The organism is Flavobacteriales bacterium, assembly GCA_013001705.1.
Taxonomy (GTDB): domain Bacteria; phylum Bacteroidota; class Bacteroidia; order Flavobacteriales_D; family JABDKJ01; genus JABDLZ01.
The window spans coordinates 1-20,223 of record JABDLZ010000034.1 but is presented as its reverse complement, the minus strand read 5'-3'; the positions used below and the strand labels follow the sequence as shown (position 1 = coordinate 20,223).

Annotated in this window: 15 protein-coding genes; 9 read left to right on the top strand and 6 right to left on the bottom strand. The window is 48.9% G+C overall.

The window, feature by feature from the left end; all coding sequences use genetic code 11:
• The first annotated feature begins 144 nt into the window (after positions 1–144).
• On the top strand, positions 145–1,917 hold the full coding sequence (locus HKN79_01110) for a T9SS type A sorting domain-containing protein (GenBank protein ID NNC82150.1): 1,773 nt from the start codon (positions 145–147) through the stop codon (positions 1,915–1,917).
• A 51-nt stretch (positions 1,918–1,968) separates the two neighbouring features.
• Here the strand turns inward: HKN79_01110 and HKN79_01105 are convergent, their stop codons facing one another.
• A complete protein-coding gene (locus HKN79_01105) occupies positions 1,969–4,407 on the bottom strand; it encodes a hypothetical protein (GenBank protein NNC82149.1) in 2,439 nt (812 codons plus the stop codon).
• A 346-nt stretch (positions 4,408–4,753) separates the two neighbouring features.
• A complete protein-coding gene (locus tag HKN79_01100; protein NNC82148.1) occupies positions 4,754–6,109 on the bottom strand; it encodes a histidine--tRNA ligase in 1,356 nt (451 codons plus the stop codon).
• Between the two features lie 126 nt (positions 6,110–6,235).
• Between HKN79_01100 and HKN79_01095 the strand changes: the two genes are divergently transcribed.
• The gene (locus tag HKN79_01095) at positions 6,236–8,530 is read left to right on the top strand and encodes a hypothetical protein (GenBank protein NNC82147.1); all 2,295 of its coding nucleotides are present in this window, start codon (positions 6,236–6,238) and stop codon (positions 8,528–8,530) included.
• Here the strand turns inward: HKN79_01095 and HKN79_01090 are convergent.
• Positions 8,527–9,108, bottom strand: coding sequence for a tRNA-(ms[2]io[6]A)-hydroxylase (locus HKN79_01090; GenBank protein ID NNC82146.1), 582 nt, complete (start codon positions 9,106–9,108; stop codon positions 8,527–8,529). The two genes, HKN79_01095 and HKN79_01090, sit on opposite strands and share 4 nt — an antisense overlap.
• Positions 9,109–9,197: 89 nt before the next feature.
• Between HKN79_01090 and HKN79_01085 the strand changes: the two genes are divergently transcribed.
• Positions 9,198–10,031: an ion transporter gene (locus HKN79_01085; protein NNC82145.1), complete on the top strand. Its 834-nt coding sequence runs from the start codon at positions 9,198–9,200 to the stop codon at positions 10,029–10,031.
• Between the two features lie 4 nt (positions 10,032–10,035).
• Here the strand turns inward: HKN79_01085 and HKN79_01080 are convergent, their stop codons facing one another.
• Positions 10,036–11,316 (bottom strand): DEAD/DEAH box helicase, encoded by a 1,281-nt coding sequence (locus HKN79_01080; protein ID NNC82144.1) that lies wholly within the window; start codon positions 11,314–11,316, stop codon positions 10,036–10,038.
• 50 nt (positions 11,317–11,366) lie between these two features.
• Here HKN79_01080 and HKN79_01075 point away from each other — a divergent pair, with 50 nt between their 5' ends.
• On the top strand, positions 11,367–12,134 hold the full coding sequence (locus tag HKN79_01075; protein ID NNC82143.1) for a hypothetical protein: 768 nt from the start codon (positions 11,367–11,369) through the stop codon (positions 12,132–12,134).
• Here HKN79_01075 and HKN79_01070 read toward each other — a convergent pair whose 3' ends face one another.
• Positions 12,135–12,287 carry a hypothetical protein gene (locus HKN79_01070; GenBank protein NNC82142.1) on the bottom strand — a complete coding sequence of 51 codons (153 nt, stop codon included), beginning with the start codon at positions 12,285–12,287 and terminating at the stop codon, positions 12,135–12,137. It abuts the gene before it with no gap.
• Positions 12,288–12,479: 192 nt separating this feature from the next.
• On the opposite strand from HKN79_01070, the gene HKN79_01065 reads away from it, so the two are divergent.
• Positions 12,480–13,115: a thioredoxin family protein gene (locus HKN79_01065; GenBank protein ID NNC82141.1), complete on the top strand. Its 636-nt coding sequence runs from the start codon at positions 12,480–12,482 to the stop codon at positions 13,113–13,115.
• Positions 13,116–13,180: 65 nt separating this feature from the next.
• Positions 13,181–16,036, top strand: a complete 2,856-nt coding sequence (locus HKN79_01060; protein NNC82140.1) for a glycosyl hydrolase — start codon at positions 13,181–13,183, stop codon at positions 16,034–16,036.
• Between the two features lie 9 nt (positions 16,037–16,045).
• On the opposite strand, the gene HKN79_01055 is transcribed toward HKN79_01060, so the two are convergent.
• Positions 16,046–16,468 (bottom strand): OsmC family protein, encoded by a 423-nt coding sequence (locus HKN79_01055; GenBank protein ID NNC82139.1) that lies wholly within the window; start codon positions 16,466–16,468, stop codon positions 16,046–16,048.
• A 52-nt stretch (positions 16,469–16,520) separates the two neighbouring features.
• Here HKN79_01055 and HKN79_01050 point away from each other — a divergent pair, with 52 nt between their 5' ends.
• The 3 genes from HKN79_01050 (at position 16,521) to HKN79_01040 (ending at position 20,220) form a co-directional block, all read left to right on the top strand.
• On the top strand, positions 16,521–17,117 hold the full coding sequence (locus HKN79_01050) for an SIS domain-containing protein (GenBank protein NNC82138.1): 597 nt from the start codon (positions 16,521–16,523) through the stop codon (positions 17,115–17,117).
• Positions 17,118–17,169: 52 nt separating this feature from the next.
• The gene (gene kdsA / locus HKN79_01045) at positions 17,170–17,946 is read left to right on the top strand and encodes a 3-deoxy-8-phosphooctulonate synthase (GenBank protein NNC82137.1); all 777 of its coding nucleotides are present in this window, start codon (positions 17,170–17,172) and stop codon (positions 17,944–17,946) included.
• 222 nt (positions 17,947–18,168) lie between these two features.
• Positions 18,169–20,220: a response regulator gene (locus HKN79_01040; GenBank protein NNC82136.1), complete on the top strand. Its 2,052-nt coding sequence runs from the start codon at positions 18,169–18,171 to the stop codon at positions 20,218–20,220.
• Positions 20,221–20,223: the final 3 nt, after the last annotated feature.

The following is a 20,223-nucleotide window of genomic DNA, read 5'->3' as shown; positions in this document are numbered from 1 at the left end:
TGCAAGACATCTTGACCCTATCTCTTATGGCATAGCTCAGCATTGATTCAGCTTTGCTATAGCTGACCGATATTGATATGTAATTTGAAGTTATACAGCTCTATCTGGGCTATACTTGTCCCGCTTTAAGAAATCAACAGCACCATGAAGAAATTCCTATCCATCTGTATATACTTCACTTTCCCATTCATACTGAGTGCTCAAGAAGTGAGTTTCACCGATGCCTCTGACCTGCTACCATCCGCCACCGTGAGTGACCATGCCATAGGTGTGGTGGATATGAACGGTGACGGCAAGGATGATATTATCCGCATGCAATCCTCTGGCAGCCCAGGAAATGCTGAGCAGACAGTGTATGTCGCTATTCAACAGGCTCCCGGTCTGGATTTCGTTTCACAGACATTGGGTACAATGGACGTATCCGGTACCGGCTCTGCAGATGCATGGGGGCTGTGTGTCTCTGATGTGGATGAGAACGGTCAGAACGACTTGATCACGGGAGGATTCTACAATGGAGTCTACATCTTCAAAGCTGATGAGGATGCAACGAACTACACGGCCGATATTGAATTGGACGGAGATATCTACGTACAAGGAATGAGCGCCTTGGACATCGATAACGATGGTGAGATAGACATCTTCATCTGTGATGACAACGATATCAGCCAGATCTTGACCAATGATGGCTCGGGCAACCTATCTGAAACAGCTAGCGGCCTTGTACCTGAGACTGATGACCCCTCAGACAACTCAGGGAATTATGGCTCAGTATTCATGGATGTGGATAATAACGGATACTGCGACCTCTATCTGGCCAAGTGCAGACAAGGAGTTACAGACAACACCGACCCTCGCAGGATCAATCAACTATTCTTGAACAACGGTGATGGCACCTGGACCAGTGATGGAGTAGCGCGAGGAGTAGATATCGGAGCTCAGTCCTGGTCGGCTGATTTTGGAGATTATGATAATGACGGTGACTTGGATCTATTTGTAGGGAACCACGATGACTTCAGTGATTTCTTGGTCAATGATGGAAATGGCTTCTTCACAGAAATGACCTCTGAAGCCGACTTGGAATCCAATTTCCCATTTCTCGTGATACAAAGCACTTGGATGGATTTCAACAACGATGGATTCATCGATCTACTTGCGATGGGTAATGGAAGTCACACCTTAGCTCTCAACAACGGTGATGGGACATTCGAGACCTACGATGACCTTTTCGGTGACTATCCGGTCAATAGCTATGCATTGGGAGACTTGAATAATGACGGATTCATCGACCTATACATCACTGCCAACGGATACGGTGGCTGGGGGAATGAGATGTGGGAGGACCGTATGTTCCTTAACAATGGCAACACCAACAACTGGTTCAAAGTATCGCTGACCGGAGTTGAGAGCAATATCAACGGAATCGGTGCACGTGTGAGCATCTATGGACCCTGGGGAGTGCAGATACGTGATGTGAAGGCGGGAGAGAGTTATGGTATCCAGAACAGTCTGATACAGCATTTCGGTCTGGGGTCCAATGAGACCATCGATCAGGTAAGTGTGAGCTGGCCGAGCGGTGAGGTGGACAATTTCTTTGATGTGGCAGTGAATCAGCAAATGGAGATCACGGAAGGCACCGGTGTTGTATCGGTAGACGAGCTCGGTCTGGAGGCTGGCCTTCAGGTGTTCCCGAATCCGACCACCGAGCTGATCCAGATCCAGATCGATGATTTCAACGTGTTGAAATCGAACTCATTGACTTTCGAGCTGTTCGATATCGATGGAAGATTTGTTCTGAATAAGAACCTACAAGAAGCTCTGAATACTTTGGATGTGACCGATCTAGCGAGTGGCGTTTATACCTATAGACTAAGCGCACAAGGTCGAGTGCTCCTCTCGGATGAGATCATCAAGCATTGATCGAAGACCGATTCAAGATCTTGAGACCCTTCCATGAGTGGTAGGGTCTTTTTATTTCTTGATGAATCGCTGAGGACGCGATCCTTCCATACGAAGTAGATAGAGGCCAGCAGGCAGATAACGAACATCGATCATGTCAGCATTCCCTCTGTCTATTATCCTACCCTCAGAATTGAGGATCTCGAAGTTCTGTGGTCTACCTATGTACAGGAATTCTTCAGCAGGATTAGGATAGATGAGAGGTCCTTGCTGGAGCTCAGGTAGACCATTCACACAATTCCCATAGCCAGGACTAGGCGCATCGAAAGTGGTCCAAAGATCCTCACCGTCACAGAATCTTCCAAAGGATCTGTCCGTCACGATAGGTCCGAAATCAATGGCATCCAATAGGCTTGCATCCGGAGCACTGAGCAAGATATCCTCGCCAGCAGCACTCAGTTTGAAATTGACATGTAGGGGACCTTGCTCTCCTTCTTCATCCGCCCAGATGAGCTTGAAGCCGAATGGTCCGATGATGGTCTCATCTGTGCCCACCGCTAGTCGATCCTTGGTCGGATTCAATGGGTCATCACTCACATAGTACCCCGCAAGATCCACTTGGAAATCATTCGGATTGTAGATCTCGAACCAATCATCGAATCCACCATTCGCATCCTGTACGGTACTCGTATTGTCCGATTGCAATTCATTGATCACCAGTGCAGGACTGACGTAATCATCATCCGTAATGATGATCTCGATCTCGTCATTGAGTCCGATCTGACAGTTGCTCACAGCGGAGATTCCCAAGCGGAAGTACTCTACCCCTTCTATATCCGAGTCATTGACCAACGGAAAAGCAATGACCTCTAGACCATCTGAGTTGGCAGGAAGGGTCACTGTGGAGATCGTATTGGAGCCATGGTCTTCGGGAGATGTTGCGGTTCCGACAATATATTCGACTTCCACTACTGATTGGTTGGAATTCGACCCGGAGATGTAGAATTCTATCTCGATGACACCGTCCACCTCGTTCACCTCAATATCCACATTGCTCAACTGCACCACGGGAAGGAATTCTCCCGGAAGAGTGCCTGGAGTAGCCGAAAGTGGAAGTCCATTGATGAAGCCGAGGCCATTGTCAGAGGCGATCCAATTGCTACCGATACTATTCTCCAGGTCAGGGTCTATCAGTTCGATACTCGGGCCGAATCCATCCCCTGCACTGGGCCAAGGCACATTGTCATCATAGGTCAAAGAATCCAGGATGACCCCATCCACATTGACCAACTGAATGAACTCGCTATTATCACTGAGCTGCCCTCCATAGTCCTCAAAGGACAGTGCATAGAAGGCTTCGGCAGCCAGAGCATTGCGTGCTACCAGGTAGAATCCACCCGATGGTACGGTGACCGATGCCAATGTGTGATTCACCGCTCCTTCGAGTCTGAATCCACCTACGATGGCTTCCGTGCTTCCGTGGTTGTATATCTCGATGAACTCCAGAGTGTCCTCCACGGAAGGGTCGTTGTACATCAACTCGGTGATGACCAATTCAGGGGTGGTCGGATTCCAGTAGAACGGAAAGCTGTACGTGCCTTGCATGGCGTTCCCTGCAGCATCCTGCACTCCGAATACGATCAGCTGATAGGCTTCGCCCAGTTCGAAATCTGAAGAGTAATCCAATATGACCGTCTGCTGATCGGCCTGCAGGGTCACCTGATCCAGATTCGGCACACCGGAATAAAGGAAAGTCTGTTCGGCATTGGAACCCAAGGTCTCATTGAAGACTACTTGCAAGGTATTGGCATCGATCACTTCGGCAGAATAGACCGTTGGGGGAATCACATCCCCTTCGCTCTCTTTGATTCGTATGTCATCTATTACGATGACCTCATCGGCACCGTCCATTTTCAATAGCGCCCGTATCTGAAGTGAAGACCCTGTGCCTGCGATGGACATGATATAGTCCGTCATGGCATTTCCGATGGCCACTTCTCCCAATTCTCCTCCATCGCCATCCATATCCATATCCTGATACAGAGTAGATATTGCGCTTCCTCCTGCACGGCTATTGAACTGGCCAATAGTCTGCCATCCCGATCCATCTATATTGGCTTGGAAATCCAGATAATCCCCGTTGTCCTGAGACCGGTCATCGTAGGCTTCATCATCGGAATTACACGACAGTGTGACCACTAGTTCTAGGTCATTCTGCCCGGAGATATCTATAGGATCCAGTGTCAGGGTAATGACCCCATCCTCTGGTGCGACCCCTAGTTCACCATCTGTATCCTCAGCACCAATGACAAAGATGCCTTCTTGACCGAAGAGCGTATAGCCGAGTTCGTCAAAGGCGACTGCACTATCCCTTTTGCAATAGTCATCATTGCCATCGTCATAGATATGACTCAGGCTCCAACCCGTGGTGGATTCAAAGGATTCTTGAAAGAATACCTGGGCCTGCGATGACAGGCCGAAGACTAGAAAGAGAGAAAGGAAATACCTCATATGGTGCAATAATGGCTCAAATGTATCTATACCCAGCATCTGATGAAAAAGTGTACCCTCCGGTAGGAAACATGTCTGATGAAATCCTAAATACCTGTATTTCAGCTATTTGAACACATTCAGCGGACAAACTGTATTGCATATAATTCCCTTTATCAACACAATATTTGGATAATTAGGCACATTGATATCCTTGAGTAACAAGGTGTTCGGATACATTCGTAAGCGAAGCCGAGAAGATATATGCAATCTCTAGGCAGCGATCTTTCCTTAAGACTTTCCCCTCGGAGGCCCACTCTCTATACTCCTTTCTACCTCTACTGAAATTGGGTCCTCGGGGGGTTTTTTATGAGTCACCTCCCTTATCCAATCGAGCTATCAGGCCTTCTAGGTCCATCGTTTCTTGAGATCCATCTGCCATGGATTTCACTGTGATGGTATTTGAGTTCATTTCTTCTGACCCGACCAGACAGACATACGGAATTCCTTTGTCGTCAGCATATTTCATCTGCTTCTTCATCTTGGCCGCACTCGGATAGAGTTCAGATGAAATTCCTTTGCCACGCAAATCCCTGAGTAGGCCCATACAATGAGTAGCCTCTGCCTCACCGAAGTTGACGAACATCACCTGAGTAGTAAATCCCAAAGCCTCAGGCCAAGCTGCGGTAGCTTCGAGTACATCATAGATACGATCCGCTCCGAAGGAGACTCCGATTCCCGACATGTCCGATAGACCGAAAGTACCTGTGAGGTCATCGTATCGACCTCCTCCACATATGCTGCCTATCGCGTGATCATCTGTGGTCACTTCGAATATGGCTCCAGTGTAGTAATCCAGACCTCTGGCCAGAGTGAGATTCAAGCGAAGTTCGGCATGAAGTGGACCTGATCGCTCGACCATCTGCATGACCTCAGCGAGCTCTTTCACCCCTTGACTACCAATCTCGCTGCTCTTCAAATCATCTTCCAGCGCACCTATCTCGATGGAGTCCTTGAAAAAATTCCCCAGCACCTCTACGCTTTCTGCGCTTATCCCTCTTTCTGCCCATTCCTGCTCTACCCGCTCCAGACCTATCTTATCTAACTTGTCCAAGACTATGGCCATGTCGGAGAATGAGTCGGCACATCCAGCTACCTCGGCTATTCCTGTGAGGACCTTTCTATTGTTCAAATGGATGGTCACTTGATTCAGCCCGAGTGAAGCAAGCGCCTCATCGAATATCAGTATGAACTCCACCTCGTGCAGCAGGCTATTGCTGCCCACCACATCTGCATCGCATTGATAGAATTCCTGATATCTGCCTTTTTGTGGTCGATCGGCACGCCATACGGGTTGGATCTGATATCTCTTGAATGGGAAGGTCAATTCACTTCTGTGTTGCGAGACGAATCGGGCGAATGGTACGGTGAGGTCATACCTCAGTGCCCGCTTGGAAATCTGTGAGGCGAGTTCTGTAGAAGAAGCGTTCCTATCTACATCGGCCATGAAATCCCCGTTATTCAAAAGCCTGAATATCAGACGATCACCTTCTTCCCCGTACTTTCCCATCAGCGTCTCACTCCGCTCCATTGCGGGGGTCTCTATGGGTTGAAACCCGAACTTCCGATAGACATGGGCAATCGTGTCGAAGATGAATTCGCGCTTGGCTATCTGATGCGGGAGAAAATCCCGAGTGCCTTTGAGGAGGGCTGGTCTCACCATGCTTGTTCCAGATTTGGAAGCACAAAGCTATCCTTTTCATCATGGATAGAAACCGTGTCCCATACCGAAGTATGACGTTATGGAATGTGGGGGCACTTCATACCTTTGACCGCTGTTCAAGAATACTTGCTACGACCTATCCACCATATCGTCTTCTTGATCGCTCTACTCGGCTCTGTGCAGTTCTCTGCTCAAGAAAGGGTCGGGCTGGTGCTCAGCGGTGGTGGGGCGAGTGGACTGGCACACATCGGAGTGATCCAAGCACTCGAGGAGAACGACATCCCTATCGACTATATAGCAGGGAGTTCCATGGGGGCCATCATCGGAGGCCTGTACGCTGCTGGAATGACCACAGATGAAATGAAGGAGTACTTCACCTCCGATGAATTCATGAATAGCATCACCGGCAAACTGGATGAGCAGTACACCTACTATTTCAAGAAAGAGAGCCCGGATGCCTCTATGGTGAACATGAAGATAGACCCAGACACGGTGCTTCTTCGCACCATTCCTTCCTATGTGGTCTCTCCGGTACAGGTGGATATGCGCATGCTCGAGTCTGTTTCTAAAAGCATCGCAATTGCTGATTACGATTTTGATGAGCTCATGATCCCATTCCGTTGTGTCGCTGCAGACATCGTCAAGAAAGAGCAGGTCGTATTCAGCGAAGGAGAATTGCACAAGGCATTGAGAGCGAGCAGCACCTTCCCTTTTTATTTCAAACCCCTTTCGTTGGATGGCCGGTTGCTCTTCGATGGTGGTCTGTATAACAACTTCCCTCTGGATGTCATGTATGAGGAGTTCATGCCAGATGTGATCATCGGTAGCAGTGTATCGCTGGAGACTCCCCCACCGGATGTGGATGACCTTTTCTCCCAGATCGAGAATATGATCGTCAATCGCGGCAGTGAGATACTACCCTGTGCTGAAGGGATCATCATCCGGCCCAATACAGGTGTGAGCACATTGGATTTCCGATCAGCGGAGAAAGCCATTCTCCAGGGCTATGAAGAGACCAAGACCCTCATGGATAGCATCACCGGGATTGTGGATCGGAGGTATGAGAAACACGATCGGGATCTTGATAGGGAGATCTTTACCGGAGAGGCAGAAGAATATCGTCTGGGTGAAGTGAAGATGGAGGGGATCTCCGAACCCACAGAAAGGTACTTCCGGAAAGTGCTTCGATTGGATTCAGAGCATCGCCCTGTGACCTTAGAGGAGATGAAGCCTCTCTACTACCGGATATTCGGAGATGACAAGATCAACTATGTCTACCCTTCTATTCGATTCAATAAGGATACCGAGCGATATGACCTCACATTGAACATCGAGAAGGAGAAACGGCTGTTCATCGATTTCGGAGGGAACTTCTCCTCTAGACCTGTGAACACGGGATTCGTGGGTCTGCGCTATAATCTCCTTGGCTCCACTCCCAAGACCTTCTATGCCAATTCCTATTTCGGGAAATTCTATAATTCGCTGCTCGGGCGAGGGCGGATCGATCTACCAGGCCGCAATCCCTATTTCCTCTCTGTGACCGGAGTGCTGTCTCAGTGGGACTACTTCGAGAGCTTCGCCACCTTCTTCCAGGAGACGCGACCTTCTTTCATCCTGGAGAATGAGCGAACACTATCGCTGGAGATAGGCAGACCGCTGAGCAATCGATCAAAACTCATAGCTGATGTTACCTATAGCTATGACGAGGATCAGTACTACCAGACCAGCGATTTCACCAATGTGGATACGGCCGATGTGACCCTATTCGAATATATCACGGCAGGTCTCACGTACGAACGAAATACCCTCAACAGGAAACTATATCCCAATGAAGGGACGCACTTCTATCTGAAAGCGAGTTATATCGATGGGCGTGAGGTCACCACACCCGGTTCTACAGGTATCTTCTCTGAGAGGATACGCAAGGAGCATGACTGGTATATGGTGAGGTTGAGCTATGAGAACTATTTCAAGACGATAGGCAAATTGGATATCGGACTACAGATGGATGGGGTATACAGCACCCAGGATTTCTTTGCCAATCAGAAGGCGACCCTTCTCAACGCACCCTATTTCCAGCCTATCCCAGAGAGCAGGACCTTGTTCCAAGACGAGTTCAGAGCGCATGTTTTTGCCGCAGCCGGTGTCAAATTGGTCTATGAACTCACCGGTTCGATAGACCTCCGATTAGAGAACTACATCTTCCAACCGCAGAATGAGATACAAGCAGATGAGGATCTGGCTCCCCGTTATTCCGATGATTTCTTGAAACGATTCTATATCGGTTCGGGAAGTGCCGTGTTCCACAGTCCGGTAGGCCCGGTGAGTTTCAGTGTCAACTATTACGACCAGCGTGAGGAACCCTGGTCGTGGATCCTCAATTTCGGTTACTTGATCTTCAATCCGCGCCCCTTGGATTAGCCGTGCATAGTCTCTTTCTTGCCGTATTTCTCCATGAGTCCGGCCTCGTACTCCAAGAATTCATTCCACAGCACATCCGTCTTCTCACGCCCGCCATATTTCCGCGCAAAACCGAGGAACACCGTATAGTGATTGGCCTCGGAGATCATAAGCTCCCGATAGAATTCACATAGATCTTCATCCTCTAGGCGCTCTGACAACATGCGGAAGCGCTCGCAACTGCGGGCTTCGATCATGGCCGAGAAGAGTAGATTGGCCACGAGCTGTTCTTGAGGTGTACCGCCCTGCTTGATGAATCTGGATAGATCCCTGACATATTCATCCTTACGCTCGGCTCCTAGTGTGAATCCTCTTTCTTGGATCTTCTGATGGACCATCTGAAAATGCTCTATCTCCTCCTGAGCAATGATCGTAAGCTCGTTGACCAGATCGGTCTTGCCGGGATTCTTGACAATGATGCTTATCGCATTGGTGGCCGCCTTCTGCTCACACCACGCGTGATCTGTGAGGATTTCAGCGATATTTCCTTGTACCAATTCGGCCCATCTCGGGTCTGTGGGCATTTGAAGTCCTAGCATGATTCTACAGTAATTGAACATCAAAGTTAGGTTCTAGGGTGGACGCCATTGGTCTTGGATTGTCATATTTCTGTAACATTGGAAAATCAATGGGCTTAGAGAACCATTATAGTAATTGGCCCACTTGGCGCAAGAAGGTCCGCAAGATCATCTTCGAGGCGGACACTCCACTAGGTAAACATTTCGATGTCATCCTATTCTGGTTGATCATCATTTCGGTGATCACGGTCATGCTGGAGAGTGTTTCCGATCTTCAGACCAGGTTCGGAACTGTTTTTACGGTCATAGAATGGATCGTGACCATTTTCTTCACCATCGAGTATATCGCTCGTATCATCAGTGTAGAGCATCCGCGCAAGTACATCTTCTCCTTTTTTGGGATGGTGGATCTGTTGAGCACCTTGCCTACATATCTAGCTGTATTCCTTGGTGGAGCACAATCCTTGATGGTCATACGTACATTGAGGCTATTGCGGATATTCCGTGTTCTCAAACTGGTCAAATTCCTCAAAGAGGCCAGCCTGCTGGCCAGGTCCCTGCAAGCGAGCCGTCATAAGATCTTCGTGTTCTTCGTGACTGTGGTGAGTCTGGTCATGATCATGGGTACGATCATGTATCTATTGGAGCCACCAGAATCCGGCTTCACTAGTATTCCTCAAAGTATCTACTGGTCCATTGTGACATTGACGACAGTGGGCTATGGAGACATTGCACCTACCACCGTTTTGGGAAAGATTTTCGCATCGGTGATCATGATCCTGGGATATTCCATCATTGCTGTTCCTACCGGTATTGTCAGTGCTGAGATGGCCAATGAATCCCGTAGGTTGCAGCGCAGCAATACCAAAGCCTGCCCGGGCTGCTCACTGGAAGGTCATGATGATGACGCCAAGTTCTGCAAGTACTGCGGACATGACATCTGATGAGCTAGCGCCTTTTGCGTAGCTTTTTCTTGGATTTTTTCTTCCTCTCGTGAAAGGCTCCTTTATAGTCAGGGTTCAATTTCTGCTTTTGACGATCCAGCTCTCTAGCAAGCTCCTTTTTCTCACCGGGTAAGAATTCTTCTTCTTGGAAGTCATCCGGTAATGGGATTCTCTCGATCCGTCCTCCTATGAGTTCTTCGATCTGATTCACGAAATAGACCTCACTTGGATCCATCAGACTGATGGCCTCCCCTTGATTCAATGCTCGTCCCGTGCGACCTATCCGATGGGTATAATCCTCGCGCATCCGTGGAATGTCGAAGTTGACCACATGACTCACATTGGCCACATCGATTCCTCGCGCACTCACATCTGTGGCTACGAGCACCCGTAAGGTTCCGTCTTGAAAGTCTTTGAAGGCGTTTATACGTGTGTTCTGACCCTTGTTCGAATGAATGACCTTGACCCCACCTTCGACCTTGCGATCCAAGAAGCGGTGCACACGATCTGCTCGATCCTTGGTGCGGCAGAAGACGATCACCCGGTCAAATTCTTCTTTTGCCAACAATCCCTCGAGATACGCCAGTTTGCTTTTGAAATTGGGCAGTTCCACCAGGTATTGATCAATTGTCTCTGCGGGAGTGGCCGATGGAGTGACCTCTACCTTGGTAGGGAATTCCAAGAATTCATGGGACAACTCTTCCACACGTTCATTGAAAGTGGCAGAGAATAGCAGGTTCTGTCGCTTGACCGGAATGACTTCTAGGATACTGCGCAATTGATGCATGAAGCCCATATCCATCATCCGATCGGCCTCATCGAGCACCAGTACCTGTAATTTCTTGAGGATCAAATCACCTTTCAGATAGAAATCCATCAGTCTACCTGGAGTGGCTACAATGATGTCCTGACCGCTACGCAGGTCTTCTCGTTGTTGATGGGTCCCTGATCCTCCATACAGGGCCGCACATCGCAGATCGGTATACTTGGCCAACATCTGCACATGCCTACTGGTCTGAATCACCAATTCCTTGGTGGGTTCTAGAATGACCGCTCTAGGTGCATCGCCTTGAGCAAATTTCAATCGCATGAGCATAGGAAGGACAAAGGCTGCCGTTTTTCCGGTCCCGGTCTGGGCCACTCCGATGAGATCCTGCCCGGATCGCATACGTGGCAAAGCTTGCCATTGGATATCCGTAGGAGGACCATAGCCCATATCATCCATGGCATTGATGAATTGACGGGTCACTCCCAACGCCTCAAAGGATCTTTCATCTGGACTCATCTCCATCAAAGATATACCTTTACCTAGGCCGCAAAAGACCACCACCGACTATGGAGATCACCCGACAGATCCATGATGCCGAGAACAGTCTGAGAGAATTCATCCATACCATCATGTCAACAGAACATGGTGAAGAATGGTACAAGAAGCTTCCTAAGGTCAAGAAGATGATCAAGCGATGGGAAGAGAAGAAGATTCCTGAGACCCATGGCCCCAATGCCATAAAAGGAGAGGAGAAACTCATCCAATATGCCAGCATGGATGATATCCGCACCATCCTCGATAACTATTGGGAGAACGGCTTTCATGAGTTGTTCGAAGACAAGCAGATCCTGGACGTGTATCTACGGATCATCAGCGATTACCGGGATCCTGATAGCAGAAGAAGAGAGCTCTTCGTACATCAGAAACACCTCTTGCTGGGTATTTCAGGTGAGATACGCAATCGCATAGCGACTTGGAGATCCAAATCCGAGATGGGCGGGGTATATGCGCGTATAGAATCGGTCAGGGATAATCTCGGCAATAGTTGGAACCCGGGAGATGTCCGCAAGGTCAAGACCGACCATACCTTACGGGTTGGCGATCAATTGGAGTTCATCATCACTGCAGCCGATCCTGAAGATTCTGAATTACAGTACAAGTGCCATCACACGAAGTGGCAGACCAATAATATCGTGATCATCTCTGTGGATAGGGGTATGGTGGGGCAGAGTTCTGCCTTCCATCTGATGGTCAAAGGGGACCGGAAACATCACGCCTATCCCTTGGGATTCGATGACCGGGTCAGTTTTGAATATGAAGTGATCCCCGCCTGATCAGGTGGGTCGTAAACGGTTCTTATACCATTCTTTGAGTGAAGCTATGGCTTCTGGATCCTCGAGATCGGCCAAGGCCTTTCTTAGTTCTTTCTGGAATTCCCTACGGTCTTCTCCTGCACGTACCAACATCAACTTGTAATACTCCAACATCACTTTCCGCGTTTATCTACCTCTGTGCTGATACGCAGAGTCCTACATAGAGGTTTCATTCCGGCTATAAAAATCCATCATCCATCTGCGTTGGACCCTGATTCATCGATTCTTACACTTTTTTTAGACCGATTACGGAATTCATGGAGATCGGTACGTTTTATGTGTGAGCTTTGAAAAAAATTCATCACTATGAAATTCAATATCCTTATCGTCACTTTGCTCTCATGCACACTGGCATTCACACCGAGCAGCGAGTCATCCAATCTCAAAATCGGTTCTAAAGCACCCAAGACCGACCTGGCCCTGAAAGATGTCTCTGGAAAACAACTCAACCTGGAAAAGATCGCTCAAGACAATGGCCTTCTAGTGATCTTCTCATGCAACACCTGTCCATTCGTCATTGGAAACGGATCCAAGAGCGAAGGATGGGAGAATCGCTACAATGAACTCGCCAAAATGGCCAAAGAACTCCAAGTGGGTTCGGTCCTGGTGAATTCAAACGAAGCTAAACGTACTAAGGGAGACTCTTTTGAGGACATGGTAGAGAGAGCCAAGGAGAAAGCTTTTATCAGCCACTATGTGCTCGATCAAGATCATGTACTTGCCGATGCCTTCGGTGCTAAGACCACCCCACATGTATTCCTATTCAACAGCGATATGGAACTCGTCTACCAAGGCGCGATCGATGACAATGTGGATAGACGCAAAGAGGTGGATGCAGCTTATCTGAAGACTGCCATGACCGCTATGGTCAGAGGCGAGAAAATCAAGGTCCAAGAGACCAAACCCATCGGTTGCAGTATAAAGCGTGTTGCCGCCAAGTAAGCACTTCGCACAAGAAATGAGGAAGACCCAGACCATCGCGTCTGGGTTTTTTCTTTCTTTCTACTATGATTAGACCGATCCTCACTCTGCTGACCCTTTTAATCCTGACCACATCGACCGGCCAAGTAGAGCCTACAGAAGGCGACCTGCGCCTCCGAGAGGCAGATAAGCGCCAATCCCTGATCGAGTCCAGTACTCTCAAAGGAATCTCTTTCGTCTCTGTAGGCCCCACTGTGATGAGTGGACGGGTGGTCGACCTGGCCGTGAATCCAGCAGACCCCACACATTTCTTTGTCGCATATGCTTCTGGAGGTCTATGGGAGACGCGTAACAATGGCCACTCCTTCGAGCCGCTGTTCGATGACCAAGCTGTCATGACCATCGGAGCCATCGGAGTGGATTGGAAGGATACCACTATTTGGGTGGGGACCGGAGAAGTCAATAGTAGCCGATCATCCTATAGTGGTCTGGGGGTATTTCGCAGCTCGGACCATGGCGCATCCTGGCAGCATGTAGGACTAGCTGATTCTCACCATATAGGGAAGATCATCGTACACCCGGAGGATGGCAACAAGGTATGGGTAGCTGCCCTCGGACCCTTGTACTCCGATGGTGGACAAAGAGGTGTCTTTATGTCCTCGGATTCTGGAGAAAAGTGGTCCCACGTGCTGGATCTAGATGTAGGAGCGGTGGATCTTGCTCTTCACCCCGATGACCCGGATAAACTATACGCAGCTCTCTGGGACAGGCATCGTGAAGCATGGGATTTCAGAGGCAACGGACGACTAAGTGGAATCTATGAGAGCGTGGATGGAGGACAGAATTGGTCACACCTTTCTGGTACAGAGAGCGGTTTTCCGCAAGGAGAAACTGTAGGGAGGATAGGCTTGGATGTCACTTCAGCCGATGGCATGACCTATCTCTATGCCACCCACGATAATCAGGACAGAAGACCTTCAGAAGAGGATGATGATTCCGCAGCCTTGGATAGATCTGCTTTTGAGGATATGACCATCGAAGAGTTCATGGCCCTTGACCAAGAGGAGGTAGTAGACTTCTTGAAGGACAATAAATTCCCAGAGAAATACACCTATGAACTCATTCGCCAGCAGATCATCGATGGGGAAATTGCACCTCGAGCACTCTATGACTACCTATCGGATGCCAATACAGACCTTTTTGACACTCCTGTGATCGGTGCTGAAGTCTATCGATACAATTTCGACCAAGGCACTTGGAACCGGACCCATGAAGGATATTTGGATGATCTGGTCTACAGCTACGGATATTATTTCGGGATGATCCATATCCAACCCGGGGATGGAGATTGGGTCTATATCGGAGGAGTTCCGCTTTTGTTCTCCTCTGATGGTGGAGCCACTTGGAAGAACATCAATCCCGAGAATGTACATGCCGATCATCACGCCCTCTGGCTCGACCCAGAGCGACCCGGCCATTTGATCAACGGGAATGACGGTGGGCTCAATATCAGCTATGACAACGGAGCACACTATGTGAATTGCAATTCCCCAGCAGTGGGTCAATTCTATACCGTACAGGTCGATAATGAAGAGGAGTATATCGTGTATGGTGGCCTACAGGACAATGGGGTATGGAAAGGCCCGCATGACTATGAGGCTTCTGCCCAATGGCTGCAGACCGGCAACTATCCCTATGAACAACTGATGGGCGGAGACGGTATGCAGATCGAAGTAGAACCAGGTGCAGATGGTGCCGTTTACACCGGATATCAATTCGGTCACTACTACAGACTACAGTTCCGTGAGAAGCCCCTCTATTTCCACCCTGAACATGATTTGGGTGAGAAACCGCTCCGATGGAATTGGCAGACCCCGATCCATCTCAGTACCCATAACCCGGATATACTGTATATGGGGTCCAATAAGGTACATCGTTCCTTGGATAGAGCTGAGAATTTCGAGACCATCAGTCCCGACCTCACCTATGGTGGAAAGGAAGGAAACGTACCCTTTGGTACCTTGACGAGCATCCATGAGAGCCCGCTTCAATTCGGACTCATCGTGGTAGGAAGTGATGATGGACGGGTACACCTCAGCTCAGATGGAGGTGCAGAATGGATAGATATCGGCCAGGGTCTGGTAGATTCACTTTGGGTCACCCGAGTGTGTGCCTCCCATCACAATAAGGACCGCCTCTATGTCAGTCTGAATGGCTATAGACAGGATCACATGGATGCCTATGTCTACCGCTCAGATGATCAAGGAAAGACCTGGAACAGAATAGGCGAGGATCTTCCAAAAGAGCCGGTCAATGTCATTCTCGAAGACCCTATGGATGAAGACCTCATCTATGTAGGGACCGACCATGGACTCTACACGAGTATGGATGGCGGTAAGAGCTTCCAGGCCATGATGAGTGGACTACCTCATGTGCCGGTGCATGACATGGTCATCCAAAAAAGAGAGAACGACTTGGTGATAGGCACTCATGGTCGCAGCATCTATCGTGCGGATATAGAAAAGCTGCGGGAATTGAAAGGACTGGACAGAGACCTCCACCTCTTTGCACTCGACACCGTCACAGGAGCTGACAGATGGGGGAAAGCCGCCTGGAGCAAATGGTTCGGAGTCAACGAACCCGAGCTGGACATCTTCTTCTATGAGACTTCTACAGAGAACTGCACTCTAGATATTGAAAGCGAGAAAGGGAAGACCCTGAACAGCTTATCTATTCCTGAAGGACAAGGCTTGCAATCTGTGATCTACGACATGAGTATTGCCGATGATGCCGTTGAGGTTCTGACCAAGGAATTGAGGAAAAAGGGTCAAGCTCTTCCAGAACAAGGAGAGAATGGTGTGAATTACCTACCCGCAGGCACATACAGACTGAAACTGAGCTGTGGAACAGAAAGCGCCATGGAGGAGTTGATCATCAAGTGATGATGCCTGTTAGGCTGAATGCCTGATCAAGGAACCATTGGATAGGGTACGATGGACAGGACATCTATCAGCAATCGCCATCAATCGCTTCTGTTGTGTATCATCCAAGGCCCCTTTCAACTCATAACTTACGGTAAATACAGACACAAGGCCCTGATATCCTTCTTCTTCGATCGAATCTGCATTGATCCGTTCGTGATCGACATGGACCTCGGCTGATTCTAAGGGCCAGCCCTTGCGGTCAGCATACATACGCATAGTGATGGTCTTACAGGCTCCAAGGGCCATGCAGAGATACTCGGAAGGACTTGGTCCCAGATCACCTCCCCCGGCATCGATAGGTTCATCCGATATGAGTTCATGGTCCCTCGTTCTCATCTGGGTCTCATAGTGCCCTACGCCAATGGTCGCTACTACGTGCTTCTTGCTCATTTTCCCTGCAATTTAGGTCGGCAAGTTACATTTGTGCTCCTATCTCACTACCGTGGAAGAAAAAGAACTTAGAGCACTGATCGAAAAGGAAATAGAAGCCTTGAGGAATATCCCCATGGACGGGATGCTACAGGCCGCTGTCAATCTCATTCATCGCTCGGTGCATGAAGGGGATGGAACAGTGATCGTTTCTGGCGTAGGAAAGGCGGGTGAAGTCGGGACCAAGATCGCAAACACGCTCTGTTCTACAGGCACTCCGGCCTATTTCCTCAAACCTTTGGAAGCGCAGCATGGCGACCTTGGTCTGGTCAAGAAACAGGATGTACTCCTGTTGATCTCCAATTCTGGAAAGACGCGTGAGATCCTGGAGTTGATCGAGCAAGTGACCAACCTACATGGCGATATGGAAATCATCACCATCACTCGCAATCCGGATTCCCCTCTGGCCGATGCGGGTGATGTTAACTTGCTGACCGGACCCACAGAAGAGATCTGCCCACTCGGCCTCACTCCTACCACTTCCACTACGGTCATGACGGTCATCGGAGATCTACTGGTGGTGGCCTTGATGAAGAGGATCGGATTCACCAAGGATCAATACGGACTCCGACACCACAGCGGATATCTGGGCCAGAAGGCTCGGAAGTAAACGAGAAAAGAGCGCTCTTAAAACAGCTCGAGACACTAGAAAGAAGAAGATTATGAGACCATTCACACTGATTGCCGGACCTTGTCTGATCGAAGATGAAGAGGTAGCACTCCACATAGCCACCTATGTCAAGGAGCTCTGTGCAGAGCTGGATATGGAATATGTCTTCAAGGGCAGCTTCAAAAAGGCCAATCGCACCAGCATTGACAGCAAGATGGGTATCGGTGATGAAGATGCGCTCAAGATACTGGCCCGTGTCGGGAAAGAATTGGATTTGAAGACCCTTACAGATATCCACGAGAGTCACGAAGCCGACTTGGCTGCTGAATATGTGGATGTATTGCAGATTCCAGCTTTCCTCTGCCGTCAGACCGAACTTCTACTGGCAGCAGGAAGGACTGGAAAAGTGGTCAATATCAAAAAGGGACAATTCCTCAGTCCAGAGGCTATGCGATTTCCAAAGGAAAAAGTAGAGAGCACAGGAAACCATCAGGTCTGGTTGACGGAGAGAGGGACCACCTTCGGATATAACGAACTCATAGTGGATGCAACAGCCATTGCCCGTCTCAAAGAGCTACAATCCAAGGTGATCATGGATTGTACACATGCCACCCAGAAACCCAACCGCACCCAAGGCACCACCGGAGGCGACCCTAGCATGATCGGTACCTTGGCTTTGAGTGCCGTAGCCACAGGAGCAGACGGACTATTCATCGAGACCCATCCCGATCCTGCGACTGCAGGAAGCGATAGTGCTACCATGTTACAGATGGATGCGCTGCGTTCTCTACTCATTAAGGTGAATAAAGTGAGGTCTGCGGGTATCTGATCGCGTTCCGAGTACCTATATTAGACGCACGGAGCGAGCTCTCATTCAGTTTGTGAAGTAGAATTTTCGGAACACTACTGATCACCTTGGGCTTAGAAGTCCGAGCTTGATACCATACCGAGAATCGAGTGGAATTCAGACTTGAACAGGTTTTGGTACAGAATACCAGAACCCACAGCGAGTGACCTCCGTATACAGGAGCATACTTTAATAAGGTATTCCATGAAACTACCACTACCACCGAATGAGGGCGAGCGCCTCAATAAGCTCCATTATTACAATATTCTGGATACTTCTCCCGAGGCCGCATTCGATGATATCACGCGAATGGCCTCACAGATATTGGATGTACCCATCGTGTTGGTCAGCTTGGTCGACAAAGACCGTCAGTGGTTCAAATCCAAAGTAGGACTGGATGCTGAGGAGACCCACCGCGATATCTCCTTCTGTCAGTACGCTATCATGGAAGACGAGCTCTTCGAAGTGACCAATGCTATGGAAGACCCTCGATTCGATCAGAATCCATTGGTCACAGAGGATCCCAGTATCCGATTCTATGCTGGAGCACCATTGACTGACGAGGAAGGCTATAGTCTGGGAACCCTGTGTGCGATCGACCGGAAACCCAAGGAACTTTCTGATGAAGAAAAAGAGATTCTTCGCTCTCTCAGTCGCACGGTAGTTCGTCTCATTCAACTCCGCAGAGAAAAGCAGGAAGTAGAGCGCTTATCGATGGTCAAAGATGAATTCCTATCGAGTATGAGCCATGAGATACGCACTCCGATGAATGCCATCATCGGATTCAACGATCTCTTGAAGAATTCTGAACTGGATCGCGAACAGAGCAGACATGTGGAGATCATCTCCAAAGCCTCTAAGAATCTACTCAATATCCTGAATGACATCTTGGATATCTCCAAGATCGAAAGCAACAATCTGGACATCGAGTATCGCCCTGTGGACCTACAATCCATAGTGGAACAGACCACTCAACTCTTTCAGGTCAGGGCCAAAGAGAAAGGCCTGAAACTTCTCTATAGTTTCGATGCGGATATTCCGGAACTGGTGCTAAGTGATGAGACACGATTGACCCAGATCCTGAGCAATCTGCTGGCCAATGCCATCAAATTCACTTCTGAAGGTCGTGTACATGTAAGCGTGGTTCAGCAATCCAGGGAGGGTGATATATCCAACATCGTTCTGGAGGTATCAGATACCGGTATCGGGATCGAAAGCGGTAAACTGGATAGCATCTTCGACCGATTCACCCAAGCAGATGAATCTACCACGCGCAAATATGGGGGCACCGGACTCGGGTTGAGCATTGTCAGCAAACTCACTGAACTTCTTGGGGGAGATATCACTGTCAATAGCACCTTGGGCTCTGGAAGCACCTTTGTCGTAGAATTACCCTGTCGGATACCCGATGCAAAGCAGTTGCAGTCCACAGAGACCTATAATGGTTCAAAAAGCCACGGCAACAGCCTGGCAGGCGTGCATGTATTGATCGCAGAGGACAATGAGCATAACCAATTGCTCTGTGGTAATTACCTACGAAAGAATGGAGCCACATTCGTGATAGCCAACAATGGTCGCGAAGCCGTGGAACAGGTCGAGAAGCAATCCTTCGACCTGATCATTATGGATCTTCAAATGCCTGAATTGAACGGGGTGCAGGCCACCGAATTCATTCTAAAAGAACTCGATATGGATATACCTATCATCGCCTGTTCTGCGCACTCTCTCAATGTGGAACGTGACAGGTGCATAGAGGCTGGGATGGTGGACTATATCGTGAAACCGTATAATGAACAGACCTTGATCGAGACTATACTCTCACATCTGCCCGATCAAGAAGGCCAAGCAGCTGCCAAAGGGACTAATGAATCCTTTCAAACAGAATCTTCGAAAGATTCATTCGAGGAATGTATCTCTATACTGCATGAGAATGAAGGACCGGAGTTCGTGGAACAGATGCTCGAGATCTCGAAAAGGAGACTACCCGAGGATATGGCCATCCTGAACACTGCGATCAAGAATGCCCATCTGGAGACCTTGGCAGATCGAGGACATCTGGTCATCAGCTCTATGAGCAGTCTGGGACTCTCTACCGGAATAGAACTGGCCAAGCAGGTAGAGCAAAATGCCAAGGCCGATCAACGCAATGAAGCGATCCATACAGCCAAACAACTGGTCGACTACCTCAAGAGTTTCCAAACATACATCCACCAAACTTCCGATCATGACCAAGAAAATATCCGTCCTACTCATTGATGA

What these genes read in the sequence shown, in the direction of transcription:
- HKN79_01090 (NNC82146.1), bottom strand. Translation starts at nt 9,108, where the DNA reads ATGCTAGGACTTCAAATGCCCACAGACCCGAGATGGGCCGAATTGGTA.
- kdsA (NNC82137.1), top strand. Translation starts at nt 17,170, where the DNA reads ATGAGACCATTCACACTGATTGCCGGACCTTGTCTGATCGAAGATGAA.
- HKN79_01070 (NNC82142.1), bottom strand. Translation starts at nt 12,287, where the DNA reads ATGTTGGAGTATTACAAGTTGATGTTGGTACGTGCAGGAGAAGACCGT.
- HKN79_01080 (NNC82144.1), bottom strand. Translation starts at nt 11,316, where the DNA reads ATGAGTCCAGATGAAAGATCCTTTGAGGCGTTGGGAGTGACCCGTCAA.
- HKN79_01055 (NNC82139.1), bottom strand. Translation starts at nt 16,468, where the DNA reads ATGAGCAAGAAGCACGTAGTAGCGACCATTGGCGTAGGGCACTATGAG.
- HKN79_01100 (NNC82148.1), bottom strand. Translation starts at nt 6,109, where the DNA reads ATGGTGAGACCAGCCCTCCTCAAAGGCACTCGGGATTTTCTCCCGCAT.
- HKN79_01040 (NNC82136.1), top strand. Translation starts at nt 18,169, where the DNA reads ATGAAACTACCACTACCACCGAATGAGGGCGAGCGCCTCAATAAGCTC.
- HKN79_01065 (NNC82141.1), top strand. Translation starts at nt 12,480, where the DNA reads ATGAAATTCAATATCCTTATCGTCACTTTGCTCTCATGCACACTGGCA.
- HKN79_01085 (NNC82145.1), top strand. Translation starts at nt 9,198, where the DNA reads ATGGGCTTAGAGAACCATTATAGTAATTGGCCCACTTGGCGCAAGAAG.
- HKN79_01075 (NNC82143.1), top strand. Translation starts at nt 11,367, where the DNA reads ATGGAGATCACCCGACAGATCCATGATGCCGAGAACAGTCTGAGAGAA.
- HKN79_01110 (NNC82150.1), top strand. Translation starts at nt 145, where the DNA reads ATGAAGAAATTCCTATCCATCTGTATATACTTCACTTTCCCATTCATA.
- HKN79_01105 (NNC82149.1), bottom strand. Translation starts at nt 4,407, where the DNA reads ATGAGGTATTTCCTTTCTCTCTTTCTAGTCTTCGGCCTGTCATCGCAG.
- HKN79_01060 (NNC82140.1), top strand. Translation starts at nt 13,181, where the DNA reads ATGATTAGACCGATCCTCACTCTGCTGACCCTTTTAATCCTGACCACA.